The sequence below is a fragment of the Glutamicibacter sp. PAEs-4 genome (genome assembly GCF_051161755.1).
Classification (GTDB): domain Bacteria; phylum Actinomycetota; class Actinomycetes; order Actinomycetales; family Micrococcaceae; genus Glutamicibacter; species Glutamicibacter nicotianae.
Genome location: NZ_CP195017.1, coordinates 3,044,690 through 3,064,292, shown reverse-complemented (window position 1 = coordinate 3,064,292; position 19,603 = coordinate 3,044,690). Strand labels below are relative to the sequence as shown.

Annotated in this window: 20 protein-coding genes; 13 read left to right on the top strand and 7 right to left on the bottom strand. The window is 63.4% G+C overall.

The genetic code is table 11. The features are described 5' to 3' along the window. Position 1 precedes the first annotated feature (1 nt). On the top strand, positions 2-1,126 hold the full coding sequence (locus tag ACR9WD_RS14430) for a hypothetical protein (RefSeq protein ID WP_434922298.1): 1,125 nt from the start codon (positions 2-4) through the stop codon (positions 1,124-1,126). Here ACR9WD_RS14430 and ACR9WD_RS14425 read toward each other — a convergent pair. Continuing rightward, positions 1,123-1,770 carry a TetR/AcrR family transcriptional regulator gene (locus tag ACR9WD_RS14425; protein WP_434922297.1) on the bottom strand — a complete coding sequence of 216 codons (648 nt, stop codon included), beginning with the start codon at positions 1,768-1,770 and terminating at the stop codon, positions 1,123-1,125. The genes ACR9WD_RS14430 and ACR9WD_RS14425 overlap by 4 nt on opposite strands. 138 nt (positions 1,771-1,908) lie before the next feature. On the opposite strand from ACR9WD_RS14425, the gene ACR9WD_RS14420 reads away from it, so the two are divergent. Together ACR9WD_RS14420 and ACR9WD_RS14415 are read left to right on the top strand one after the other, a co-directional pair. Then, the gene (locus ACR9WD_RS14420; RefSeq protein WP_434922296.1) at positions 1,909-2,886 is read left to right on the top strand and encodes a nitrilase-related carbon-nitrogen hydrolase; all 978 of its coding nucleotides are present in this window, start codon (positions 1,909-1,911) and stop codon (positions 2,884-2,886) included. Beyond that, a complete protein-coding gene (locus ACR9WD_RS14415) occupies positions 2,879-3,922 on the top strand; it encodes an agmatine deiminase family protein (protein ID WP_434922295.1) in 1,044 nt (347 codons plus the stop codon). The genes ACR9WD_RS14420 and ACR9WD_RS14415 overlap by 8 nt, the downstream gene beginning before the upstream one ends. Here the strand turns inward: ACR9WD_RS14415 and ACR9WD_RS14410 are convergent. Then, entirely contained in the window at positions 3,915-5,078 is a 1,164-nt protein-coding gene (locus ACR9WD_RS14410; protein WP_434922294.1) for an FAD-dependent oxidoreductase, read from the bottom strand. The two genes, ACR9WD_RS14415 and ACR9WD_RS14410, sit on opposite strands and share 8 nt — an antisense overlap. A gap of 126 nt (positions 5,079-5,204) precedes the next feature. On the opposite strand from ACR9WD_RS14410, the gene ACR9WD_RS14405 reads away from it, so the two are divergent. After that, positions 5,205-5,942, top strand: coding sequence for a sulfite exporter TauE/SafE family protein (locus ACR9WD_RS14405; protein WP_434922293.1), 738 nt, complete (start codon positions 5,205-5,207; stop codon positions 5,940-5,942). 79 nt (positions 5,943-6,021) lie between these two features. On the opposite strand, the gene ACR9WD_RS14400 is transcribed toward ACR9WD_RS14405, so the two are convergent. Then, on the bottom strand, positions 6,022-6,702 hold the full coding sequence (locus tag ACR9WD_RS14400; RefSeq protein WP_434922292.1) for a cation transporter: 681 nt from the start codon (positions 6,700-6,702) through the stop codon (positions 6,022-6,024). Continuing rightward, positions 6,699-7,058 (bottom strand): Cd(II)/Pb(II)-sensing metalloregulatory transcriptional regulator CmtR, encoded by a 360-nt coding sequence (gene cmtR / locus ACR9WD_RS14395; protein WP_073707232.1) that lies wholly within the window; start codon positions 7,056-7,058, stop codon positions 6,699-6,701. The genes ACR9WD_RS14400 and cmtR overlap by 4 nt, the downstream gene beginning before the upstream one ends. Positions 7,059-7,203: 145 nt before the next feature. Between cmtR and ACR9WD_RS14390 the strand changes: the two genes are divergently transcribed. Continuing rightward, positions 7,204-8,379, top strand: coding sequence for a hypothetical protein (locus ACR9WD_RS14390; RefSeq protein ID WP_149597405.1), 1,176 nt, complete (start codon positions 7,204-7,206; stop codon positions 8,377-8,379). A gap of 60 nt (positions 8,380-8,439) precedes the next feature. Then, positions 8,440-9,102 (top strand): GOLPH3/VPS74 family protein, encoded by a 663-nt coding sequence (locus tag ACR9WD_RS14385; RefSeq protein ID WP_190264048.1) that lies wholly within the window; start codon positions 8,440-8,442, stop codon positions 9,100-9,102. Between the two features lie 37 nt (positions 9,103-9,139). Here the strand turns inward: ACR9WD_RS14385 and ACR9WD_RS14380 are convergent, their stop codons facing one another. After that, positions 9,140-9,805 (bottom strand): GntR family transcriptional regulator, encoded by a 666-nt coding sequence (locus ACR9WD_RS14380; RefSeq protein WP_190264047.1) that lies wholly within the window; start codon positions 9,803-9,805, stop codon positions 9,140-9,142. Positions 9,806-9,970: 165 nt separating this feature from the next. On the opposite strand from ACR9WD_RS14380, the gene ACR9WD_RS14375 reads away from it, so the two are divergent. The 6 genes from ACR9WD_RS14375 to ACR9WD_RS14350 all read left to right on the top strand — a co-directional run bounded on the left by ACR9WD_RS14375 (position 9,971) and on the right by ACR9WD_RS14350 (position 15,759). After that, positions 9,971-11,092 carry a type III polyketide synthase gene (locus tag ACR9WD_RS14375; protein WP_434922291.1) on the top strand — a complete coding sequence of 374 codons (1,122 nt, stop codon included), beginning with the start codon at positions 9,971-9,973 and terminating at the stop codon, positions 11,090-11,092. After that, positions 11,089-11,805, top strand: coding sequence for a methyltransferase domain-containing protein (locus tag ACR9WD_RS14370; protein WP_317628467.1), 717 nt, complete (start codon positions 11,089-11,091; stop codon positions 11,803-11,805). The genes ACR9WD_RS14375 and ACR9WD_RS14370 overlap by 4 nt, the downstream gene beginning before the upstream one ends. Next, entirely contained in the window at positions 11,798-12,931 is a 1,134-nt protein-coding gene (locus ACR9WD_RS14365; protein WP_434922290.1) for an FAD-dependent oxidoreductase, read from the top strand. Before ACR9WD_RS14370 ends, ACR9WD_RS14365 begins: the two co-directional genes overlap by 8 nt. Positions 12,932-13,172: 241 nt before the next feature. After that, positions 13,173-13,769 (top strand): hypothetical protein, encoded by a 597-nt coding sequence (locus ACR9WD_RS14360; protein ID WP_434922289.1) that lies wholly within the window; start codon positions 13,173-13,175, stop codon positions 13,767-13,769. A 111-nt stretch (positions 13,770-13,880) separates the two neighbouring features. Continuing rightward, positions 13,881-15,179, top strand: a complete 1,299-nt coding sequence (rlmN, locus tag ACR9WD_RS14355; protein WP_073706892.1) for a 23S rRNA (adenine(2503)-C(2))-methyltransferase RlmN — start codon at positions 13,881-13,883, stop codon at positions 15,177-15,179. Positions 15,180-15,273: 94 nt separating this feature from the next. Then, positions 15,274-15,759, top strand: coding sequence for a carboxymuconolactone decarboxylase family protein (locus ACR9WD_RS14350; protein ID WP_038993136.1), 486 nt, complete (start codon positions 15,274-15,276; stop codon positions 15,757-15,759). Between the two features lie 57 nt (positions 15,760-15,816). Here ACR9WD_RS14350 and ACR9WD_RS14345 read toward each other — a convergent pair whose 3' ends face one another. Both ACR9WD_RS14345 and ACR9WD_RS14340 read right to left on the bottom strand, forming a co-directional pair. Further along, positions 15,817-16,074: a hypothetical protein gene (locus tag ACR9WD_RS14345; protein ID WP_434922288.1), complete on the bottom strand. Its 258-nt coding sequence runs from the start codon at positions 16,072-16,074 to the stop codon at positions 15,817-15,819. A gap of 100 nt (positions 16,075-16,174) precedes the next feature. Next, positions 16,175-18,070, bottom strand: coding sequence for a metallophosphoesterase (locus ACR9WD_RS14340; protein ID WP_434922287.1), 1,896 nt, complete (start codon positions 18,068-18,070; stop codon positions 16,175-16,177). 239 nt (positions 18,071-18,309) lie between these two features. Between ACR9WD_RS14340 and ACR9WD_RS14335 the strand changes: the two genes are divergently transcribed. After that, positions 18,310-19,506: a pyridoxal phosphate-dependent aminotransferase gene (locus ACR9WD_RS14335; RefSeq protein WP_434922286.1), complete on the top strand. Its 1,197-nt coding sequence runs from the start codon at positions 18,310-18,312 to the stop codon at positions 19,504-19,506. Positions 19,507-19,603 lie beyond the last annotated feature (97 nt).

Here is a 19,603-nt window from a genome sequence, read left to right as displayed (position 1 = left end):
GATGGAGTTCAACCGAACCGAAGTCCGCATAGGATCCTCGCTGACGCTTATCCAGCGCATTGTGCTGAATGCCTGCGCCGTTGCGGGGACCCTGTGCCTTGTCATGGCCGTGCTGGCTCTGGCATTCGGAATCAAGCCACTGGTTTTCGCATCGGGATCCATGGGGCCGGGCATTCCCACAGGTTCTCTTGGCATCGCCGTGCCCATGGCTGCCCAGGACGCCGCGATTGGCGATGTGGTCTCGGTCGTCAATGGCCAGGGGCAGCGGATCACCCATCGGGTTATCGAGCAGGCTCCGGGCGGACTGGTGCTCAAGGGGGATGCCAATTCGGTTCCAGATGTGGAAGCATACCCGGTGGATCAGGTAGACCGGTTGATTTTCAGCGCCCCATTACTGGGGTATGCGGTGACCTGGCTCAGCCAGCCGTGGGTGTATTTCCTTGGCGGCCTGTTGTGCGCGTACGTGTTGTTCATTGCCTTCCGACGCGATGGCCGCCGACATGGCAAGGCCGGACCGCCACGCGCAGACGGTCCGGAGACTGCAAGCGCGCCGCCTGGCCAAGCGCCGGGCGAAACGCCGACGGCGAAACGGGCCTCCAACAGCTCTCGGGTGATCGCCGTACTCGCTGTGGCGGCATTGCTGGGCACGATCGCCCTGCAGGGGCCGAAAGCCGAAGTTACCCAGGCGGCCTTCACCGGTTCAGCCACCGCATCATCCGCCATCCGCGCCAATACTGTGCCGCCGGCAACAGGAACGCTGGCCTGTACCGAGTCCGGCCTGGTGCTGACCACTGCCACGGTCTCCTGGCCAGCCCAGACGCTGCCGCCTGGTGCTCGTCTGGTACTAAGGCTGCAGACCGGCGCCTCTACTTTCGCGTATACGAATCTGGCCTCGGGAGCCACGTCCGCTGCCTATGGGCCTGGACTCAATTTGCTTGGGCTGATCACTTCAGGGGGATCCAGGGCGATGGAACTGAAGCTGCTGGTCGTCTACACGACCGATAACAATGCGGTCACGGAAACAGGCAGCAATATCGGGTGGAGCGCCCCAGTAGCTACCTCGCCTACGCGGACGATCGTCTACCATCCAGGGCTGCTGCTCGCCAGGGACTTCGCCTGCGCTTAAGGCTTCCGCGAGGGCCCTTTGCCTGAGGCGGCCGTGGCGTCGGAAACCTGCTGGGCGAAGGAGTCCAGCAGCATTGACAGACCCAGTCCGAAGGTTGCCCGGGAGCGGTTGCTGTCGGGCAGGTCAGCGTCCAAGGCTTCTTTGAAATATCTCGACGACTGCGCATTCGCTTCCCATACGATCTTCGGTGCCGCCGCGTCCAGCGCCGACCCGAGCACGAAGGAGTCGACGATCGTAATGGCCTGCAGCCGCCGCTTCGGCTCGAACCCAGCCAGCGCAAAAGCTTCGGCCAGCGCGTCGTAGACCCGCAGGGTGGTGCTGTCGCGGACCGTATGGCTGGTCAGCAGCGGGATCAGCCGCGGGTGTCGGGAGTACGAGGCCCAGTATTCCGTGGCAATATCCCGCACGGCTTCCTGCCAGGCGACATTGTCCAAGTTGGGCAGGCGGATTCCGGCCATGGCCCGCCCGCGCATCAGCTCGATGATTTCCCCCTTCCCATGCACGTGGTTGTACAGGGATGAGGCCGAGACCGAAAGCACCTTGGCCAATTGCGGCAGGGTGAACTCGCCATGGGCATCAACGAGCTCAAGTGCTGCATCGGCGATAGCAGTAGTGCTGAGCTTGGGCTTGGAGGGCCTGGCCATGAGTTCTCCCGTGGTTGAAGGTTCTGGGTAGAGCTTACACAAATAAACGAAAGTCATTCGTTAAATCCCTTGTGCAGGAGCCAACCCAACCCTTAATCTGTAAACGAATAACATTCGTTTTATCAATGGAGCTCAGCCTTGAAGGAAATAGTCGCCTTGACTCCGCCGGCCTCTTTGGCCCGCGTGGACGCCGCCGAGCGCGGCGAGATCACCATCGCTCTGGTCCAGCACCGCTGGCACGAAGACCCGCAGGAGCTGCGCAGCGAACTGGAGGGCGGCATCGCCCGTGCGGCCAAGCATGGCGCGCGCATCGTTTTCCTGCCGGAGCTGACGTTGAGCAAGTACCCGGCCTTCGTAGTTCCCAACCCGGACGCGGCTGATGAGTCCGCCGAGGAACTTGAAACCGGACCAACGGTCGCGTTCGCCAGGGACATGGCCGCCAAGTACCAGTTGCACGTGCACATCTCGCTGTTCCGCAAGGCCCCGGCCGCCGACGGGCTGGGACTGAATACCGCGGTGGTGCTCTCCCCAGAGGGCGGGATTGCCGCGCTGACCAACAAGCTGCACATTCCGCGCACCGCCGGATACTACGAGGACAAGTATTTCCGCGAGGGACCCAACGAGGATCCCTACCCGGTCCACAAGATCGAAGCCTTGGACGGCCTGGCCATGGGCCTGCCGACCTGCTGGGACGAGTGGTTCAGCGAGCCGCCGCGCATCTATTCGCTGGCCGGGGCGGACCTGCTGGCCTATCCGACGGCCATCGGTTCCGAACCGGACCATCCGGATTTCGACACAGAACCGCTGTGGCGCCAGGCCATTATCGGCAACGGCATCGCCAACGGGCTGTTCATGGTGGTGCCCAACCGCTGGGGCGACGAGGGTGCACTGACCTTCTACGGCTCCTCCTTCATCTCCGATCCGTACGGCCGCATCCTGGCCCGCGCCCCGCGCGACGAATCCGCAGTGCTGGTGGCGACGTTGGATCTGGATGCCCGCCGCGACTGGCTCACGCTCTTCCCATTCCTGCGTACCCGCCGCCCGGAAACGTACGGCGCGCTCACCGAAGCCCGCGCCGAGTCCGGCCTGGGAGAGCTGGGGTATTCCCATGCCTGAGTTCTTCATGCCCGCGGAAACCGACCCGCATGAACGCATCTACATGGCCTTCCCCTCCGGCGGCTACACGCTGGGCGAGAGCGAGGAGCAGGCCGAAGCCGCCCGGTCCGCGTGGAGCGCAGTGGCCCGCGCAATCAGCGCCTTCACCCCGGTCACGATGGTGGTGGACCCGGCCAGCGAAGCCGCGGCCCGGCGCCGCCTGGGCGATGCAGTCGACTATGCCCTGCACCCGCTGGATGATGCCTGGATGCGCGACTCAGGCCCGAGCTTCGTGCGCACCCCGGACGGCCAGCTGGCGGCGGTGGACTGGAACTTCAACGGCTGGGGCGCGCAGGAGTGGGCCAGCTGGGACAACGACCGGCTGGTAGCAGGCCACGTCGCGCAGCTTGCAGGCGCGGCGCACGTGCGGGCCTCGATCACCAACGAGGGCGGCGGAATCCACGTGGACGGGGAAGGCACGCTTCTGGCCACGCGCAGCGTCCAGCTCGATCCGGGCCGCAATCCGGGGAAGACCGAAAAAGACATCGAGGCCGAATTCGCGCGGCTGCTGGGCGCCCGGAAATCCATCTGGCTCGATCGCGGGCTGAGCCGTGACAACGAGAAATTCGGCACGCGCGGGCACGTGGACATTGTCGCCTGCTTCGCCCGGCCCGGCGTCGTGCTCTACCACGACCAGCAGGATCCGCGGCACCCGGACCATGCCATCTCCCAGGCGGTGCGCAAACGGCTGGAGCAGTCAACCGATGCCCAGGGGCGGAGCCTGGAACTCATTGCCGTGCCGGCCCCCAAAGTGCTGCGCGATGCCGAGGGTTGGGTGGACTATTCCTATATCAACCATCTGGTGACCAATGGCGGGGTGATCGCTTGCAGTTTCGATGACCCCAACGACCAGCAGGCTTCTGGCATCCTGGCCGCCGCCTATCCCGGCCGCCAGGTGGTTGGCGTGGATGCGCGCGAGCTGTTTGCCCGTGGCGGCGGCATCCACTGCATCACCCAGCAGGTGCCCGCAGCTGCACGGGAACAGGCGGCTAGCTAATGCCGGCCGCGCGGCGGCGCTGCAGGAAGACTGGCTTCGCCACCGTGCGGTTCGCCGAGAACTTCGGTTCGGCCGTGCGCCGGCCCAAGGCCAGCTCGGCCAGGTGCTCGCCGATGGCGGGCACGAACTTGAAGCCGTGGCCGCTGAACCCTGCGCCGACGGTGATCGGACCAAGCGAGTCGAGGATGAAGTGCTCGTCCTCGGTATTGGCGTAGGTGCAGGACACCGTCTCATAGCGCGAGGGATCGACCCCTGGAAGCCAGCGTTCCGCGTAGTCCTGCAGCCCGCGCAGCTGTTCCCCGCTGGCTTGGTGCGGGCGGTGCTCTGGATCAATGATCTGCCCGGAGCCGTGCCAGCCCACCTTGATGCCTTCGCCGGGGGTGCGCATCCCGTAGACGGGACCGAAGATCCGTGAACCGATTTCCCGGTTCGGGTCCAGGATGTGGTTGAATCCGGGCCAGTGCGCAGGCAGGTCCTTCTGCGCGAAATGCACCGGATGCTCTTCGGTGACGTGGATGGCCGGCAGCCTGAGCGCATCGCCGAGCAGCGACCGGGTCCAGGCGCCCGCGGCGACAATGGCATGGCGGGCCCGGATGCGCGAGCTGGTTCCCCGGTGCTGGGCATGGACCTCGACACAGTCATCGGCAAGCACCTGAACGCTTGCCACCTGGTGCCCATGCTCCACGGACGCACCCTCGGCAACTGCCAGCTGCTGCAGGGAGGAAACTGCGAGGTCGGCGTTGATCTGGCCGCCGGAAGGGATATGCAGGACTTCGGTCTCGAACTTCATACCGGCGAAACGCTCTTCCGCAGCTTCAAGGGACAACAGCTCGCTGTCGAAACCTGCCTGGCCCAGCATCTCGTGCATGGCGCGCTGCGCTTCAACGATTCCGTGATTGACCAATCCGGTGCGCGTCAGGATCGGCTTGCCGGAGCGTTGCGAGATCTCATCCCACAAGGTATTGGAGCGCTGCAGCAGGCGCAGGTACTCGGGTTCGGCATAGGCCGGATTGAAATTGCGGGTGGCCCCATGCGAAGCGCCTTCCCGATGCCCCGGAGCAAAACGCTCAAGCAGCAGCACCTCGTGTCCGCGAGCGGCTAGGGACCACGCCGCTGCCGAGCCCATCGCCCCGCCGCCAATTACCAGGAAATCCACGTCATTGCGCATTCCTACAGCCTAGAACTCCAGCTGAAGCGTGCTCCATTCAAATGACTCATTGGCCGTGGACTAACGTAATAGTGGACAGCGACGAGGGATAGCGGAGGCAGCGTGGAGCAGGGCGTGCAATTAGCGGCGATCATTGGCTTGGCGGCCGCAGTCTTCGTGGGTGCCTCCACACAGCGTATTTCCGGCATGGGATTCGCACTGGTTTCCTCGCCCTTCCTGGTGATGGTGCTGGGGCCGCACGAAGGTGTCATGCTGGTCAACTTGCTCGGCGCCTGCAGCAGCCTGCTGATCTTTGCGCAGGTCTTTCGGCAAGTCGAATACCGGAAAGTCGCTTTCATGCTCATCCCCGCCATGCTCATGACCATTCCCGGGGCGTGGGTGGCGAACTCGCTGGATGGGCCATGGCTGAACATCGGCATTTCCTTCATGGTGATCCTCGCACTGTGCTCCAGCTTCATGATCCGGAACCTCGCCATGGCCCAAAGCAGGGGATTGGCGATTGGCGCAGGGGCTGTCTCCGGATTCATGTCCGTGACTGCCGGGGTCTCCGGTCCAGCCATTGCCGGATATGCGGTAGCCAGCCGCTGGCCGCAAGCCCAATTCGCCATCTCCGTGCAGCTCTATTTCCTGGTGCTGTCCTTGACTTCGCTGATCGCCAAGGGCGGCATGCCGCAGCTGCATTGGCAGCAATGGGGTGCCTGCTTCGGCGCGATGGTGATGGGCATCGTGCTGGGCAATTTTCTGGCCCCGAGGATTCCGCAGAAGTTCAGCCGCGCCTTCGTGGTGCTGATTGCCTTCAGCGGTGCGGTGAGCCTGATGGTCAGCGGCTTGCTCGCGTTGTCCTCGAACTAGTGCAAGGACCTGTTCCGCGGAGTTCGGCTGCGCCGCAAGGGCACACGAATCTGCTGGTTGTCCTCTTCACCCGTGGCGGCTAGGAGCAGCAGCCGTCAGTGCATTTTGCTTTAACCCGTTCACCGGTCAGCGCGCTGATGGGGGTGGCGCAGCAGGCGTCTCCGCGCCATGCTTCAATGCCCTCGCGTACTGCGACTACGGCGATAATCAATGCCGCAGCTGAATCGGCCCATGCCCACCCCAGCATGCTATTGAGCAGCAACCCGGCAAGCAGGGCCGCTGAAAGGTAGGAGCAAATTAGTGTTTGCTTCGAATCGGCCACCGCCGAGGCTGAACCAAGCTCACGTCCGGTTCTGCGTTCAATCAAGCTCAAAAACGGCATGACCGCCAGGCTCAACGCGGCCAGGACGATACCTACCGTGGAATGCTCCGCTTCGCGAACACCTGTCAACGACAGTACGGCATCTACGGAAACATATGTGGCCAATGCGAAGAACGAAATAGCTATGATCCGCAAGGCAGTTTTTTCACGTCGCGCTGGATCGGGCGCAGCGAATTGCCAGGCGACGGCCGCAGCGGAGAGCACTTCAACTATGGAATCCAGACCGAAGCCCACCAAGGCGGCTGACGATGCGGCTCCACCAGCGATCAACGCGATAACAGCTTCAATGATGTTCCAGGTGATAGTGATGGCGACAATCAGCCGGATTCGTCGTTTGAGGATTGCTGCGCGCGCGGGGGTTGCCAATGCCAGATTCATGAGACTTCCTTTGGATTGCAACAACCTGGAACGGTGCAGGTCGAATCCATGCACGGGACATTCTCATCGACCGCTAGCGTCACTTCCACTAATGCCAACAGCGCTGCAGCTATATGCGGGTCGCTGATTTCGTAGCGAGTCTGTCGTCCTTCCTGTTCCGAAATAACGATTCCGCACCCGCGCAGGCAAGCAAGATGGTTGGAGACATTCGTCCGCGACAACTCAAGATTCCGTGCCAGCTGGGCGGGATATCCGGGTTCTTCCAACAGGGACAAAAGTATTCGTGATCGGGTTGGATCGGCTAGAGCGCGCCCGAGCCTATTCATCACTTCCACACGACTCGAAATGGTCAGCATATGATGAATATACATTATTCGCTGACCTATTGACAGGTGTCTTGAGTGCCATCCACCTCTTGAACTTCAGCAGCGCGCCCCTGCTCCCGGAAAGCAACAGCAACGACTACCGACGTTCTTCAATGAAAATGAGAGAATGTACTACGTGCATTCCCAATATCCCGATGTCACTCTCAGCAAGCGAGTCACCGAACTGGACATCGAGCGCCGTGCCCTATGGGCCGGCCTGATCTGTTCCCTCTTCGGGCTGGTTGTCGGGCTCATCATCTTCGCCGGTGAACGTCCGCCGCTCTTTGGCGATCTGTCGGTAGGCATTGTTTCAGCCGTCTGCGGTGCCGTCTCGGCCGGAACCAGCAGCGCCTATGCGTTCCGCGCCATGCTCCGGGCCCGCGAGACGTGGCTGAAGAGGATTCCCGCATGGCGCCAGATGGTTACTGCCCTTGGCCTCGTCTTGGTGCACGTAGCCAGCACCATCATGATCATGCTGGTCGTGTTCCACCTGCTCCAGCAGGCTTTCTACGGGCTGCATCTGGACGTGCTCGCAGGGGCGCTGGCAGTCAGCGTAGCCACGGGCATCAGCGCCTACCTGTCCCTGGAGGCCACCGCGCGGATCAATGCGGAGTCCCTGTCAGTGGTGCTGGGGATCTTCATGTGCGCCGGTGTGCTGATCAGCATGCTGCTGGCCGAAGACCAGAACTGGTGGCGGAGCATGTTCTCGTCGCTGGGGACCACGCAAGCCGGCATGGGGTCCTTCTGGACTTTCAATCTCACCCTGGTGATTTCCGGCTTGGTGCTCGCTGCCTTCACCGAGTTCCTGACCCGCGACCTGGTCCGCCTGGCACAGACCTACCGTTGCCGCCCGGCGTTGGAACGCTACAAGATTGCACGCATGGTGCGTCCTCGTCCGAAGCTGGTGCGCTGGTGCCTGCTGCTTGTCTCCATGGGCATTATCGGCATCGGCTTGGTCCCCTTCGACGTGGCCATGGAGGTGCATTCGGCCTTCGTGCAGATGGTCTCGGTGGCCATGATCTTCCTGCTGCTGGGCACTATCGTCCTGCTGCCGGGCTACCCGGTGGTGTTCCATCTGCTGTCCTATGCGGCTATCGGCGCGATCTGGGGCGCCTTCCAGCTGTGGACCAAATGGTCCTATTACAACCTGACCGGTTTCGAGCTGTCGGTGGTGGCCATCATGTTCAGCTGGATCTCGGTCTTCATCCGCACCACCTCGGCCATGACGCAGGATCGCTCCGAACCCCGGACCACCCATTCGCCATCCGAACTGGCCAAGGCCAAGAAGAAGCCCACGGCCAAGGGCGACTGAACCTGAATATCCGTCGCAAGGCTGAAGATCTCCTCCAGTGCGGGCCGGTAGCCTGAGAACATGTTGATCGCAGAAAAGCTCTACTTGCTCATGGCCGATGACTCCGAGAAACCAGAAGCAGTTGTATCAGCTACGGGATACGGCATGAACGCCGCCATCATCACCGACCTGATGATTGCCGGGCGTGTGGCGCTCAGCGAGGATGAGCAGCGGCAGATCCAGCTCATCGGTGCCGGCCCCTGCCCGGATCCAGTGCTTGCCGCGCCATTGGAGCAGCTGGAAAGGCGGGGCAGCCTGAGCCTGGATGACGCAGTGAAGATCAATTCCCTGTGCGATGTCCGGTTGCTGACCGATTCCCTGGCCAAGGGCGGAATTATCGAATACGGCGAACGCACGATGCTGGGCTTGGGAAAGCAGCGGGTGCGCATCATCAACCAGCAGATCCAGCGCCAGATCAGAACCGACCTGCACGGTGCCCTTCACGGGCAGAAAATCCCGGGAACCAGCGATACCACCGTGCTCGCGATCCTTCAGGCCGTAGGCCTGGTGCACCCTGTGCTGGAGGAAGAGCTCGCGCCCATGACTTCGGCCCAAGCGCAGTCCCGGATAGCGGAACTCGCGCAGGATTCACCGGCAGCGGATTCGGCGCAGCGAGCAGTGGCGGCGATGAACGCCGCGATTGTCAGCGAGCGCGTCATTCCGCCTGCGCCAGGCAAGAAATAGCCGAACTGCGCGCGCCACCAACGGCGTGCCAAAGGGGTCAGCGCAGGGTGCTCAACCCAGCATCAATGACCACTTGGACGGTGGAACGGTAATGGTTTCCGAGCAGTTCTCCGAGCAGGTCGGCATCACGAGCCATAGCGGCATCCAGGATTTCCTGGTGCTCCTTCTCGACGTTGCGCTTGCCTGCCGCCTTCGACGGGGCGGCCCAGCGCCGGTAGAGCTCGGTGAAGTTCGCCAGGTCGACGGATAGCTTGAGCATCGGCTGGCAATCGCAAGGCACCAGCAGAGCATGGTGGAATTCGCGGTGCGCTTCGGACCACGCAGGGTTGAGAGTGCCAGGTTCCTCCGGCAAGCGGCGTGGGGTGCGCGAGAGCTTGTGATGGGCCGCAATCACCTTGGATTCCCATGCGACATCTCCGCGTTCCACTGCCAGGCGGGCGGCCAGCGCTTCGGTGGAGCAACGCAGCTCGGTGATATCTGCCAGTTCGCGCACATCAAGCTCAGGTACGAAGAAGCCGCGGTTCGGGCGGATGACCACCAGATTTTCACCAGCCAGCCGGGTCAGCGATTCGCGGATCACCGTCGTGCTGGTTTCGAACTGCACTGCTAATGCGGTCGGCTGCAGGCGATCTCCGGGGGACCAGAAGCCATCAAGGATGGTCCGGCGGATACCCTCCAAGGAATGAACTGATGCCTTTGCCACGGGGCCTCTTCCTGCGCGATCGATTAAATCTGACGTTAATAACAATAATCATATTCTTCGCCGAGGATAGATAATCCACGCGCGGAGGGCAACGGATCATCGGGTGAATGCTGGCAATTCGCCGAAGCTGTTTACCATCGCTGGCAATGGCCCTAGGCTCGGGGCATGCCAGTGAAGATCCGCACGATCCAGACCGCAGTGCCCGCGACGCAACTTGCCCAGGACGAAATCCGTGATGTCTTCGCCAGCCAGCCGAATCTGAGCCGGCTGGGCGAACGGCTCATCGCCACTTCCTTCAACTCCGCAGCGATCAGCACCAGATACAGCTGCGTCGACGAATTCGACCTCACCCTGCCCCAGCCGGAACAGCCGATGTTCTATGACCGGGCCGCCGGACTCCTGCTCTCCCCGAGCACCGCGGAGCGCAACAACGTGTACGCCAAGCAGGCAGGCACGCTCTTCACGGAGACCGCGAAGAAGGCGCTGGATGCCTGCGAGGACTTGGCGCCGGAAGACATCACCCACGTCATCACCGTCTCCTGCACCGGGTTCTACAACCCCGGCCCGGACTACCAGATCGTGCGGGCGCTGGGGCTTGCCCCGAACACCGTACGCCATCACCTGGGATTCATGGGCTGCTATGCCGCCTTCCCCGCATTGCGCGCGGCCCGCGACTTCTGCCTGGCCGACCCGGACGCCACGGTGCTGGTGGTCTGCGCAGAGCTGTGCACCTTGCATGTGCACAGCTCGAATGACCCGGACACCATCATGGGCTCGGCTATCTTCGCCGACGGGGCGGCCGCGGTGATCGTTTCGGCAAAGGGCAGCGGGCCGCTGCTGATGGACGGCTTCGAGACCGTGCTCACCCCGGTAGGCGAAGAAGCGATGGCGTGGAATATCGGTGATCACGGATTCGAGATGGTGCTGGGCACCTACGTCCCGCACATCATCGACGAGCACATCACCGCGGCATTGCAACCGCTCCTGGACAAGGACACCGACTCGGAACTCTCGGTTGAGAAGATCCAGCACTGGGGACTGCATCCCGGCGGCCGGGCCATTTTGGACCGGGTGCAAAACCGGCTGGGCCTGGATGATCGGCAGCTTCAGCCGGCCCGCGCGATCCTGGATCGCTATGGAAACATGTCCAGCGCCACGGTGCTTTTCGTGCTCAAGGAAATCCTGGATTCCGCGGCAGCGGACAGCGGGGATCGAGTCTGCTCCATGGCTTTCGGCCCGGGGCTGACCGTTGAAACCGGGCTGTTCACCGTATCCAGGAGAGAATGATGCTCCGGCTGGAGCGGGATACGGCAGCCATCGAGGAAATGGACAGGCCGGATTGCGACCCGGTGCTGCTGCACCGCACCTACGCCCAATTCCCCTTGGTGAACCGGGTCGTGGCGGGCTGGCGGAGCAACTATCTGGAATGCATCCGCCCGTTGCTGGTGCAGCGGGCACGGGCCAAAATCCTGGATGTGGGCTGCGGCGGCGGGGATATCGCGGCGAATCTGGCCCGGTGGGCGCTCGCCGACGGATTCGAAGTCGCAGTGCACGGCATCGACCCGGATCCGCGGGCCATCGGATACGCCCGGCAAGCGTTGCACCGCAGCAAGCTGCCTGGCGGGGTGCTGGAATTCCATGAAACCACCAGCACCCGGCTGGCGGCCGCCGGCGAGCGGTACGACCTGGTGCTCTCCAACCACCTGCTGCACCACCTGTTGCCGGATGAGCTGCAGCAGCTGCAGGAAGACACCGAGCAGTTGTGCACCGGTCTCGGGTTGCACAGCGATATCCGGCGCTCGCCGATGGCGCTGGGACTCTTCGGCCTGGCGACCCTGCCCTTGGCCGGCAGCTCGCTGATCCGCCGCGACGGCCTGACCTCCATCAGGCGCAGCTTCGTGCCGGAAGAACTGGAGCAACTGCTCCGGGCAGGGTGGGAAGTGCGCACTCAGCGTCCGTACCGCAACCTGCTGCTCTGGGAAGCTGGCGGCCGTGGATGACGTCGCGATCATCGGCGCCGGACCGGTGGGCTTGGCCTTGGCCATCCTGCTCGCCCAAAACGGGCGCAGCGTCCGGGTCTTCGAGCAGCGCAGTGTGCCGGCAGCCCACTCGCGGGCCTTTGGCCTGCACCCTCCGGCACAACAGGTCCTGGATCAGCTCGGAGTGGGGGAGGCCGCGCAGCGCCACGGCGTGCAGATCCGCGGCGGGCTGGGGATCTCGCGCGGGCGGAGCATCGCCGCGATGGATTTCGCCACGATTGGCGGGCAATACCCCTATGTTCTGTCCTTGCCGCAGCAGTCCACCGAGCAATTGCTGCGCGAGCGCCTGCAGCAATTGGCGCCGGGTTCGCTGGTGCCCGGATGCGCTTTTGAGAAGGTGCTGGGACAGTCCGAGCAATCCGTGGAGTTCCTATCCGGCGGCACCGCTTACCGGGCCCGATGGTTGGCCGGTGCCGACGGGGTCCGCTCCGCAGTCCGCACGGATCTCGGGATGGACTTTGCAGGAGCAAACCATCGTGACAGGTATCTGATGGGTGACTTTCCCGATACCACTGGACTGGCGCATGCTGCGGCGCTGTTCCTGCACCAGCAGGGGATTGTCGAATCCTTTCCGTTGCCCGGTGCATGGCGGCGCTGGGTGGTGCGCGTCGAACAGAAGCTGGACAATGATTCGCCGGGAATCTTGACCGAAATGATCATGGACCGGACCGGATACCTGCTTGACCCCGGGGCCTGCACCATGACCAGCTATTTCGGCACTGCTACCCGAATGGTGTCCTCGATGGTCCACGGGCGGGTGGTGCTGCTCGGGGACGCGGCCCACCAGATCAGCCCCATCGGCGGGCAGGGGCTGAGCTTGGGGCTGGCTGATGCGCAGGCAATAGCCGACCTCATTGCTGCCGGTGCACCAGCTGGTTCACTGGATGATCTGCGGCTCGCGGCCGCCCGCAGTGCTGCCCGGCGTGCGCAGGTCAACATGCTGCTGGGGCGGGCCCTGCCGAGCTGGTCCGTCCCACTGCGGGATACGGCGATTTCAGCATTGGCTGCCAGCGGCTGGTTGAAGCAGAAGGTCGCGCGCAGTTTCACGATGACTTCGCCCGGGCAGAGGACTATTCCCGTTGCATGACGAAATGGCAACGCTTCGGTTGCTGGTTGCGTGATTGCATCAATCAGTGCGATACCCGGTGGCGAGGACAGCACAGGTCGTGGCAGAAGCGTGACGGCCTGGCCGGATCTGTTGCCTGCGAGCATGCATTGAGCTCAGATAACTTTTATGTCCATCTGTTGAATTAACGGGGTGGGTGACTGCACACTGGTCGGGTTCACTTGCGCATGCAGCGAGGCATGCGCAGCGGAAAGGACCCATCATGAGGAAAACGACCAGTGCCGTGCTATGCGGCGCAAGTACCGCCCTTCTGGCGCCCACTGCGCTTGTCCCCGCTTCGGCGGTGCCCCCGGAAAAGACCGACAGCATCTGGCTCTCGGGCGAGGTGGCCCATGTCGGCGAGCTTGACGGTTTTGCCGGCAATGCACACCTGATCAGCTTCTTCGCACGCACCACTGGTTCGGGTGATGCAGCTGTGGTGAACTTCGACTGCCCGGCAGGCGAACTGCCGTCGTGGGATCCGGACAGCGGATGCGAGACGCTGGACATCGTGGGAATGTACGGTGACGCGCTTGAAGTGCATATCGACAAGCAGCTGAAGAACGGCTCGGCCAGCGGATCAGTCAGGGCATACCAGGGCGAAGACGAAAACGGCGAGCCGATCTGGGGCGAGACCTACCAGCTGGAGGCGTTCATGGCTGGCACCGGTGACGCGGTGATTACCCGCGAGCACCAGGAAGGATTCCGCCACTGGAGCAAGGGCCGCCCTGCAGCTGCCACCAGCGGGCAGCTGGGGGACATGGACCTGGCCGGGGCCGTGGGCAACATTGGCCACCTGAAGGAATCCTTCAAGTACTGAATACCCGTATGCAGCAGTGCCGTACCGCCGGTAGATTGGCGGTGCGGCACTGCTTGCGCGTGCCCAAACTCACCGCCAAACTCTCGCGGATACATGAAACAATAGGTAGCAATGACTTCCATCGATTCCACTCCACTTTCCGCTGAAGAACGCAAGGCGCTGCGCAACGAGCAGGCCGCGGCCCAGCGCGCCCAGCAGCTGCGCATCTCCAAGTCCCGAGCCGAAGCCGAAGGCCGTGCCCAGGTCGTGCCGACCGCCGAAGGTTGGAAGCAGGAGATGGGTGCCGATGGCCGTCCGGAGCTGCAGTTCTCCACCAAGCGCCGCGTCTCCCAGCCGCCAACGCACCTTGCCGACCTGTCCCTGGCCGAACGCCAGGCCAAGCTGAAGGAACTGGGACTGCCGGGCTTCCGCGCCAAGCAGCTCTCCGTGCACTACTTCCAGCACTACACCACCGACCCGGCACAGATGAGCGACCTGCCGAAGAACGGCCGCGAGGAACTCGCCGAGGCGATGTTCCCGAAGCTGCTCACCGAGGTCAAGCGCCTGGAAACCGATGACGGCAAGACCATCAAGTTCCTCTGGCGCCTGTTCGACGGCTCGCTGGTCGAGTCGGTCTTGATGCGCTACCCGGGCCGCATCACCCTGTGCATTTCCTCGCAGTGCGGCTGCGGCATGAACTGCCCGTTCTGCGCCACCGGCCAGGCGGGTTTGACCCGCAACATGTCCACTGCTGAAATCCTTGACCAGATCGTCCAGGCCAACCGAGTGATCGCCGAGGGCGGACTGGGCGGACGCCAGCACCCTGATGAGCGCGTGGGCAACATCGTGTTCATGGGCATGGGTGAACCGCTGGCCAACTACAAGCGCGTGATGAACGCCGTGCACCGCATGGTCGCCGAGGCCCCGGAAGGCCTGGGCATGAGCGCCCGTGGCATTACCGTTTCCACCGTCGGCCTGGTTCCGGCGATCCGCAAGCTGGCGGACGAGAACGTCCAGGTCACCTTCGCCCTGTCGCTGCACGCCCCGGATGACGAGCTGCGCGACGAACTGATCCCGGTGAATTCGCGCTGGAAGGTCGACGAGGCGCTGGATGCCGCCTACGACTACTACGTGAAGACCGGACGCCGCGTCTCCATCGAATACGCGCTGATCAAGGACATGAACGACCACGAGTGGCGCGCGGAAATGCTGGCCAAGAAGCTCAACGCCCGTGGTCGTGGCTGGGTACACGTGAACCCGATCCCGCTGAACCCGGTGCCGGGCTCCATCTGGACCCGCAGCGAACCTGACATCACGTCCAAGTTCGTGCGCCGCCTGGACGAGCTGGGCGTGCCGACCACGCTGCGAGATACCCGCGGCAAGGAAATCGACGGCGCCTGCGGCCAGCTGGCCGCCGACGGCGACAAGTAGCAAACTTCGTGGAGACCAGCTTTCGCTGGTCTCCACGGTTCTTTACCCGGATGCCTTCAAGCAGGAGGGCTGCACGTGGATGTATGGTTCAACTATGGCCGTTTCAGACCCGATGTTCCTCGACAAGACCAATCCCGAGCTTTGGAACTCGATTGGCAGATTCTCCAAAGATGTCGCCAAGTCCTATCGCGCCGCCGGGATCAGCGACCGCACCGCCGAGCTGGTCAATTTGCGCGTATCGCAGATCAATGGCTGCGCCTTCTGCCTGGACCTTCATGCGCGCAAGGCGCTGGATGCCGGCGAGAGCCTGCAGCGGATCACCCTGCTGCGCACCTGGGATGAATGCGGAGGGCTATTCACCGAAGAAGAATGCGCCGCATTGGCCATCGCCGAAGCTACCACTGGCCTTCCGAACCCCGAAGAGCGCATAGCTGCGGTGGCTTCGGCCCGGCTGGTGCTGAGCGATGAGCAGGTGGCCGCGATCCAATGGATCGCCATCGCCATGAATGCCTTCAACCGGATTTCCATCCTTTCGCGCCACCCGGTCAAGGAACGCGAACTGGACACCACGGGCAAATAGCCAGAGGCCGCCGTGCCCCTTGGAGACACGACGGCCTCTGCCGTGGATGCGTGCTGCCTACAGCTTTTCCTGCGGGCTGGTTGCGCGCACGGCTTCGGTGAAGCGGCGCTCGAATTCTCCAGCGGAAACCATTTCGCGCTCGACGCGGAACGAGGATTCCTCGATGCCCAGCACCGCTGCGATCAAGGAGCGGGTGTAGAGGGAGACCTTGCGGGACTTGCGGGTGGAAGTCACATGATCCAATTCGGGAACCCAGATGTTCCACCAGCCGGCTTCCTTGGCGACTACTGCCTTGAAAACGCGCTGTTCACTCATGTCTCGTCCTGCTCTCTACGCTGCTGCGCTCAGTGGCCTTTGCTCTCTCCAATAGTCCACTACCTGCAGCCATGGCGACAAGTCGCCTGCTCCGCCAGCGCTACTTCGCCAGCGGCGCCCCGTCCTTGCCGACCGCGAAGCGCACGACATCGTCATAGGCCCGCCGCTCGGTCTTCTCCAGCCGGTACTGCGAATCCAGCTGCGGGAAGATGTGCACCGGGGTCAAGGTCAGCTCGGCGCCCTGCGCGGTATTGGCCACATCGATCTGCAGGTGCCCATAGTGCAAGCCGCCGGAGACCAGCTGCGGAACACCGTTGGCATCCTCGGCCCAGGTTTCCGGCTCATCGGCGGGGGCCGACCACTGCGAATGCGAGTTGAAGCGCAGCGGCTCGTACTCGCCTTCGGCATTCTTCACCAGCTTCTCGCCGCGCAGGCCATCGGCTGCCACGCCGACGTCATAGGAGTGGAAGCCACGTCCGTCGCCGTCCTCATCCACCCAGGAGCGCTCGAACATCTCATCGTGGCCGGAGATCACCGCTGCCACGCCGTGCTCCTCGAACATCGGGGTGTAGGCGCGCATTGCGGTGCCCGACTGGTTATCCGGGTGCTCATGGTTGGGCGGGGTGCCGTGCACGCCGTTGGAATAGCCCGCGTGGTGGAACTGGACCAGCACGATCTGGCCCTTGGCGCGGGCATCGGCCAGCTGCTTCTCGGCCCATTCCCACTGCGCCGAGGCGGCATCCATATTGGGCAGGTCCACGTCCTTATCGGTGGAGCCGGGGAACAGCTCCTTGAAGCCCTGGACGTAGGACTCGAAGGTGAACTCGCCTTGGGTATCGGTGGACAGCTTCGCCGCGTCCATATTCGTATCATCGCCCGAGAACTTCTCCCCGGTCAGCTGGCCGGTCCGGGTGTTCTCGTCCGGGCGGCCGTTGGTGGAATCCAAGGTCAGCACGGTGACCGGCCCGTGATCCACCCGGTAGTAGGAGCCCTTGTACTCGGGGTGCTGCGGATCGCGCGGCAGCGAGAAGTAATCCAGGAAGCGGTTGCGCGAGATGACCGCCGGGGTGCGGTCGGCATCCGTGCCGTAGCCGCCGTTCAGCGCGGCATAGGTTTCCCAGTTGCCCAGCGCCGGAAGCAGCGGGACATTGGAGGCCAGGTCCGAATGCTCGCCGGCCACATGGCCGAAGAACTCATCCCAGGCCGGCTGGTAGCCCGAACCCTGGGTGAGGTCGCCGGCCATCATGACCAGGTCCGGATCGGCGGCCTGGATGTGCTTGAGGTTCTCGTTGAAGGCGGTGGACTGGTCCAGCGGGTAGCGCAGGGTCGGCTGGCCGTAGCGGGTGGTCATGCCGAACTTCTGGTCCCAGGCAGATCCTGCGCCCGGGCGCTGCAGCGAATCCGCGGTGTAGCCGTTGACCGGGGAGAGTTCCCATTCGCGGTGCTCGGTGCGTCCGCGCGGCTCGGTCTCGGAATCGGAGAACGCGATGATGCGCACGTTCTTCCAGGCCTCGCCCTTGGGCGCCGTATTGAAGGCGGCGCTGTGCGTTTCGCCGGACTGGGTCACCGTGTAGTTGTAGGTCTTTCCCGGCTTGAGATCTTCGAAGGTCACCGAGTGCTTGTAGTTCGAATTCGACTTCAGCCACGAACCCTGCTCCAAGCCAGCGATCTGCTCATCGAGCTCGGCCTGGGTGTATTCCATGAGATCCAGGTATGCCGGCTCGCTGCTCTGCTGGCCGGACTTGCCCAGGCCCGGTCCGCTCATGCTGATGGTGCCCGGCTCATCGGTTTCGCTGATCCAGTTGATGGTCATCGAGGTGGAAGAAGGAGCTTGCAGGTATGGCAATACGCGGAACCCGGGTGAGGGGTCCTTGGCAACTGCCGCGGGAAGTGCGGAAGCCGCGGTTGCAGGCGAGGCTGCCGCTCCGGCGGTTGGCGCCAGGGCCAGGGGGAGCAATACTGCGGCGGCCAGGGCGGCTGAGAGTGGCTTGTTCATGGTTCGTTCTCCTGTGCGAGGTGTCGCCTGCAATAGGCGGATACTTCGAGGATGCTCGGGGCGGATGCCCCAACGGTGGACGGGAGGCAAACGGAGGGTGAACCGGGGCAGTGAGCCTGCTCACCGGCTGTCCTTGGGCACAATGCCACGCTGGAGCCGATAGCCTTGAAGCAGATAGCGCAGAAGGCCGCGGCGAGGATGCTGCGGTTCTTCGATGCCTGCGGAAAGAAGGACAAATAGTGCAAGCTTCCCAGCGTTCCAAGGTAGCTCCCTTTGAAGTGATGCAGATTGTCGACCAGGTCGCCACGATGCGTGCCGCGGGGCACGACGTGATCTCCTTGTGCGTCGGAGAACCCGGCGGCGGTGCGCCAGCGGCGGTCAATGAGCTGGCCGCCCAGCTGCATGCCGGGCACGCCGACTTCGGGTATACCTCCACCGCGGGCCTGCTCGAAACCCGCCAGGCTCTGTCCCGGCACTACTTCGATACCTATGGGGTGCAGATCCCGGCCAAGAACTTCGTGATGACCACCGGGTCCTCCGGAGCCTTCCAGCTCTCGTTCCTGGCGGCCTTCGATGCCGGAGACGTGGTGGCGCTAGCCCGCCCCGGCTACCCGGCCTACGCCAATATCCTCGGTGCCCTGGGACTGGAAGTGGTGGACCTGCCCACCGGCGCGGCACAGCGTTTCCAGCCCACCGTGCAGCTGCTCGAAGCGGCCAAGAAGGAGCATGGCCGCCTGGATGGTCTGGTGATCGCCTCGCCGAATAATCCCACCGGAACCATGTTCAGCGCCCAGGAGCTCAAGGACCTGGCCAGCTGGTGCGAAGCCAACGGCGTGCGGCTGATCAGCGACGAAATCTACCACGGCATCGAGTTCGTCCCTGACCGCAGGGGGCACACCTCGTGGGAGTTCTCCCGTACCTCCATCGTGGTCTCCTCCTTCTCCAAATACTGGGGGATGACCGGTTGGCGCCTGGGCTGGATGATCGTGCCCGATGACCTGGTGGTCACCGTTGACGCGCTGGCTTCGAACCTGGCGCTGTGCGCTCCGGCGCCTGCGCAGCGTGCCGTGGTGGCCGCTTTCGAGCAGCGGAGCCTGGATGAGGCCAATGAGCGTGTGGCCGAGTTCACCCGCACCCGGGCCCACGTGCTGGAGCACCTGGGCAGCCTGGGGATCAGCGAGGCGGCACCCGCCGATGGGGCCTTCTACCTCTATGGCCGGTTGGCCCCCGAAGTCCTGGAGCTTTTCGGTTCCGCGGGCCAGTACTGCCAAGCAGTCTTGGAATACGCGCACGTGGCGCTGACCCCGGGAGGCGACTTCGATCCGTTCGAAGGGCACCTGTTCATCCGCTTGTCGTTCGCTGCAGGATACGAACGAGTGACAGAAGCAGTGGAACGCGTAGCGGCATTCCTCCGCCAGAGCCTGGCAGGCAGCTAGATATCCACAGCTGGTGAGCTTGGCGCGGTGCGTGGTGCTTGAACCACAGACAGTTGAAGGCAGTAGCGAAACACTACTGCCTTCAACTGCTTTAAGG